The sequence below is a fragment of the Kitasatospora sp. NPDC059812 genome (assembly GCF_042732075.1).
GTDB lineage: Bacteria > Actinomycetota > Actinomycetes > Streptomycetales > Streptomycetaceae > Kitasatospora.
The window spans coordinates 8,570-13,213 of sequence record NZ_JBHWIO010000018.1; the positions used below are offsets into that span (position 1 = coordinate 8,570).

General features: G+C 74.8%; 4 protein-coding genes. 2 read left to right on the top strand and 2 right to left on the bottom strand.

The genetic code is table 11. The annotated features are described in order from the left end of the window. Positions 1–37 precede the first annotated feature (37 nt). Complete coding sequence (locus ACFV6D_RS12210) at positions 38–1,039, bottom strand: NAD-dependent epimerase/dehydratase family protein (RefSeq protein ID WP_380559490.1); 1,002 nt, start codon at positions 1,037–1,039, stop codon at positions 38–40. Between the two features lie 256 nt (positions 1,040–1,295). On the opposite strand from ACFV6D_RS12210, the gene ACFV6D_RS12215 reads away from it, so the two are divergent. Next, positions 1,296–2,318, top strand: a complete 1,023-nt coding sequence (locus ACFV6D_RS12215) for a cytochrome c oxidase assembly protein (protein WP_380496082.1) — start codon at positions 1,296–1,298, stop codon at positions 2,316–2,318. A gap of 85 nt (positions 2,319–2,403) precedes the next feature. Further along, positions 2,404–3,036 (top strand): YdcF family protein, encoded by a 633-nt coding sequence (locus ACFV6D_RS12220; protein WP_380430662.1) that lies wholly within the window; start codon positions 2,404–2,406, stop codon positions 3,034–3,036. Positions 3,037–3,055: 19 nt separating this feature from the next. Here ACFV6D_RS12220 and ACFV6D_RS12225 read toward each other — a convergent pair whose 3' ends face one another. After that, positions 3,056–4,342, bottom strand: a complete 1,287-nt coding sequence (locus ACFV6D_RS12225; RefSeq protein ID WP_380559492.1) for an RICIN domain-containing protein — start codon at positions 4,340–4,342, stop codon at positions 3,056–3,058. Positions 4,343–4,644: the final 302 nt, after the last annotated feature.

Sequence of the window (4,644 nt, forward strand, 5' to 3'; positions counted from 1 at the left end):
CCGCGCGTCACCCGGCGCGCCGCGCGGGGGTTTGGTCCTACGCCGGTGCGGCGAGCCCCAGCGCCTGGCGGTACCAGGGGGCGGCGGCGGGCAGCCGGGCGAGGGGGCCGGGGCCGGGCGGGCAGGCGGCGAGACGCCAGACGTCGTCCCCCCGGTACCAGTGGTCGCGGGCGATCAGGGAGAACTGCCGCTCGGAGACGCGGCCCGGGGTGGCGGCGAGCAGACGCCGGCATTCGTCCCACGAGGCGCCCGGGCCGTCCGGGCCGCCCGGGCCATCCGGGCCGTCCGCGCCGGGCAGGGCGGGCAGCAGGCCGAGGCCGGCCAGGGCGGCGAGCAGGTCACCGGCCCGGACCGGGTCGGGGTGGCTCGCGTGCTGGACGCCGGGCGGGACGGCGTGGTCGTCCAGGGCGAGCGCGGCGATCAGCCGGGCCAGGTCGGCGCGGTCCACCACGGAGAGCCTGGCGTTCCCGCCCGCCCAGGGCACCGGCACCCGGCGGACCAGTTCGGCCAGCGCGGGCACCACCCAGCGGTCGCCCGTCCCGGTCACCAGGCCGGGCCGCAGCACGACGGCGCCGGCCGCCAGCGCGACGCGTTCGCCGAGCAGCCTGGTCCGGCTGGCCTCGGAGACCGGGGCGGCCGGCACCTCGTCGACCCCGATGCCGGAGTGCGGCCCCTCGCCGTACACCGCGGTCGTCGACAGGTGGACGATCCGGCGCACCCCGGCCCGGGTCGCGGCGGCCGTCACCGCCTCGGTGCCGTGCACGTTCACCACCGCGCACTCCTCGGCGCCCCCGGAGACCCGGGAGGCCAGGTGGAGCAGGACGTCGGCACCCTCGCAGAGCGCGGCCAGCGCCGCCCCGTCGGCGAGGTCGCCCGGCACCCAGACGGCCGGGCCGCGCCCGTCCGGCACTGCGCGGGCCAGCGCGCGCACCCGCGCGCCGCGGGCGGTCAGGGCGGCCAGCACCGCGGAGCCTATGAAGCCGGTCGCCCCGGTCAGCGCGACCGTGGTGCGCTCCGGGTGCCGCCGTCCCGCCGCCATGCCGCACCCCTCGCCGTCCCACCGTGTCGCCGTCTCGGCGTGTCCCGTGTCGCCGTATCGGCGTGTCGCCGCCGACCGGCCGGTCAGTCTATCCAGCCGCCACCCGCCCGGCGGCCACCCGTACGGAGGGGGCGGGGCACGGCCCGAGGTAAGGCCCACCTAGGCTGTAGGCCAAGCAAAACGGGCGAACCGGACCCCCTCCAGGGGCCACCAGGACGGAAAGCAGGGCCCCCCGATGGGCGACGGAATGTCAGGCATGCACCACCACGGCGGGATGACCCAGCTAGGCCCGTTCACCTTGTCCAACGTCTGGACCTGGTCCCCCGACTGGGTGTTCCTGCTGGGCGGCCTGGCCGCCCTGGCGCTGTACGCGGCGGGCGTGGTCCGGCTCCACCGGCGCGGCGACCGCTGGCCGGTCGGCCGGATGGTCGGCTGGGCGGCCGGTGTCGGCAGCCTGATCCTGGTCACCTGCACCGGGCTGAACGACTACGGCATGGTGCTGTTCAGCGCGCACATGATCCAGCACATGGTGCTGTCCATGCTGACGCCGATCCTGCTGCTGCTGGGCGCCCCGATCACGCTGGCGCTGCGCGCGCTGCGGCCGGCCGGCCGGGGCCGCCCGCGCGGGCCGCGCGAGCTGCTGGTGGCGCTGCTGCACAGCCGGTACGTCCGGGTGATCTCGCACCCGGCCTTCACCATCCCGATGTTCATCGCAAGCCTGTACGGGGTCTACTTCACCCCGTTGTTCGACTTCCTGATGCAGTACCGCGCCGGGCACATCTTCATGATGGTGCACTTCCTCCTCACCGGTCTGACCTTCTTCTGGCCGATCATGGGCGTGGACCCGGGCCCGCACCGCCCCAGCCATGTGATGCGGATCATCGAGCTGTTCATGGGCATGCCGTTCCACGCCTTCTTCGGCGTGGCCGTGATGATGGCCAGCCACCCGCTGGTCACCACCTTCACCGTGGAGGGCTCGCCGCCGGGCACCGACCTCCTGGAGGACCAGAAGCTGGCCGGCGGCATCACCTGGGCGTTCGGCGAGATCCCGACCGCGATCGTGCTGATCGCGCTGGTGTACCAGTGGATGCGTTCCGAACAGCGGCAGGCCCGCCGCAGCGACCGCGCCGAGGAGCGCAGCGGCGACGCCGAGCTGGAGGCGTACAACGCCTACCTGGCCTCGCTGCACAAGCGCGGCCCGGGCCCGGCGGCCCCCGCCGCCCCGGCCTCCCCCGCTGCCGCTGTCACCCCCGCCACCCCGGCGGCCGACGCCGGCTGAGCCCGCCGCCGCCTGCACCACGGAACCCCTGTCCCCTGGAAACCGCCCAGTGGAACGGGGGTTCCGCCGTATACGTTCGGACGGTATGCACGCTCTGCTGATCGTCGCCGTCCTGCTCGGCGGGTACGTCCTGCTCTGGCTGCTCGGCTTCCTCGGCTGCGCGCTGCGGCAGGGGCGCCGCCCCACCCCCGTCGGGGCGGACTACCTGGTCGTCCTCGGCGCCGCCCTGGACGGCTGCGAGCCCGCCCCGCCGCTGGCGGCCCGGCTGGACGCCGCGCTGGAACGTTTCGCCGCCGAGGAGGCCGCCGGGCACGCGCCGCTGCTCCTGGTCACCGGCGGGAAGGGCCCGCACGAGGAGTGCACCGAGGCCGCCGCGATGGCCCGCTACCTGACCGCCCGGGGCGTCCCGGCCGATCGGATCCGGCGCGAGGAACGGGCCGTGAACACCGTCGAGAACCTGCGTTTCAGCGCGGCGCTGATGGCCGCCGAACGGCCCGGCTACCGGTGCACGGTCGTCACCAGCGGCTTCCACACCGCCCGCACCGCACTCGCCGCCCGCCGGGCCGGCGCCCCCGGCCGGGTGGTCGGCGCGGACGGACTGCTCGCCCACGGCCCGTACGCACTGCTGCGGGAGGCGGTCGGCACGGCACTCGCATACCCGCGCGCCAACGCCGCCGCCCTCCTGCTCCTCACGGGCACCGGAGCCCTCCTCGGCTAGGTCCCGGGCCCGGCGGCTGCTACTGGAGCCTCCACTGCTGGTTCCAGCCGCTGTCGCACGTCCAGACGCCCAGGGCCTTGGCGTCCTCGTCGTAGGTCAGGCAGTCCTGGTCGGTGATCCGGATCCGGTACTGGCCGTCGCCCTGCGCGACGAGCTGCCACTTCTGCTCGTCGGCGCCGGTCCACGGCTTGGCGTCGGCGACGTAGCCCTTGGTGTTCTCGGTCAGCGCGAGGCCGGACACGGCGCTGGTGATCTTGTAGCGGCCGTTGCCCAGCGCGGTGAACTGCCAGCCGGTGTTCTTGGGGCCGCTGGTGCCGGCGAGGATCGAGGGGCCGGAGGCAGCCCCGGTGGCCACCGGGCCCCGGCCGGTCTTCACCTTCGGGTACAGCAGCCCGGTCACGGCGTCACCGCCGCCACCGCCGCCCTGGTGCGCGGGCACACCGGGAGTGGCGGTCCCGCCCGTACCGACGCCCGGCACCGTACCGGGCTTGGCCGGGACACCCGGGGTGGCGGTCCCGCCCGTGCCGACGCCCGGCACCGTACCGGGCTTGGCCGGGACACCCGGGGTGGCAGTCCCACCGGTGCCGACGCCCGGCACCGTGCCGGGGATGCCGGGGGTGACGGGAACGCCCGGGGTGCCGGGGGTCCCCGCGATGTCGGCCGGGATCTCGCGGGCCGGGAAGTGGATGATCCGCTTGCTGTCGTAGCAGCGGATCAGCACGCAGGACCGGGAGGTGGTCACGGTCCGGTCCGAGTCGCTGCCGACGAAGGCCCAGTTCCCGTAGCCGCCGTCGCCCTTGTTGGTGAAGGTCGACTCGCCCGCGAAGACCCAGATCCGGAAGTCGTCGTAGCCGGTCGGGCCGCCCTCGCTGTCGTGGTGCTCCAGCTTGACGGTCTGGTCGATCAGCACCCCGCGCATGTCCGCCTCGTAGACGTTGCGGAACCAGAGGGTGTCGTACAGGTCGGTGCCGTCGTACTTGAACACCATCACGTTGAACCCCGGTGCGGCGGCGCTCAGTTGGCCGGCCATCCCCTGGGTGAACGCCGCGTTGTCGGCCTGCGCGGTGAGGGCCGCGCTGCGGAAGCCCCCGATCATGGCGCCGATGGAACTGATCAGCGCGCTGTAGCAGTTGCCGTTGCCGATGTTGGCGGGCCCGCCGACGCCCGGCTCGATACCCGGGCAGTCGGTCGCCGCCGAGGCCTGCTGCGGCACGGCCATCAGGCCGGTCGAGGCCAGGGCCGCCAACAGGGTGCCGGCGACGGCCCGTTGGGTGGCCCTGGTCGTCCGGCGGGAGGAAGCGCGCATGCTGAAGTGCCCCGATCATTCGGCGAGGTGGCGTCCGTCTGCGGATCCGCAGCGGAGAACGGTCCTCCGGATGCTAGGGCCGCTCACCGGCACCACCCGTGATCTTGACGGCTCCCTGACGAACCGTTGATGATCTTCCTCCGCGCCGGCCGCCCAGGTCCTGTCCCCACAGCAACCACAGCGGCCGCGGAGGCCGCCCGGAAAGCCGGGAGGCTCCCGGGTCCGGTACCGGACCCCCGGGCGCCCCGCGGGGGGGGAACACCCGGGTGGACCCGGGAGTTTGGCGGGGCGCCGGGGAGGGG

Coding starts and splice junctions, on each gene's coding strand:
- ACFV6D_RS12210 (WP_380559490.1), bottom strand. CDS start 1,039: ATGGCGGCGGGACGGCGGCACCCGGAGCGCACCACGGTCGCGCTGACC.
- ACFV6D_RS12215 (WP_380496082.1), top strand. CDS start 1,296: ATGCACCACCACGGCGGGATGACCCAGCTAGGCCCGTTCACCTTGTCC.
- ACFV6D_RS12220 (WP_380430662.1), top strand. CDS start 2,404: ATGCACGCTCTGCTGATCGTCGCCGTCCTGCTCGGCGGGTACGTCCTG.
- ACFV6D_RS12225 (WP_380559492.1), bottom strand. CDS start 4,342: ATGCGCGCTTCCTCCCGCCGGACGACCAGGGCCACCCAACGGGCCGTC.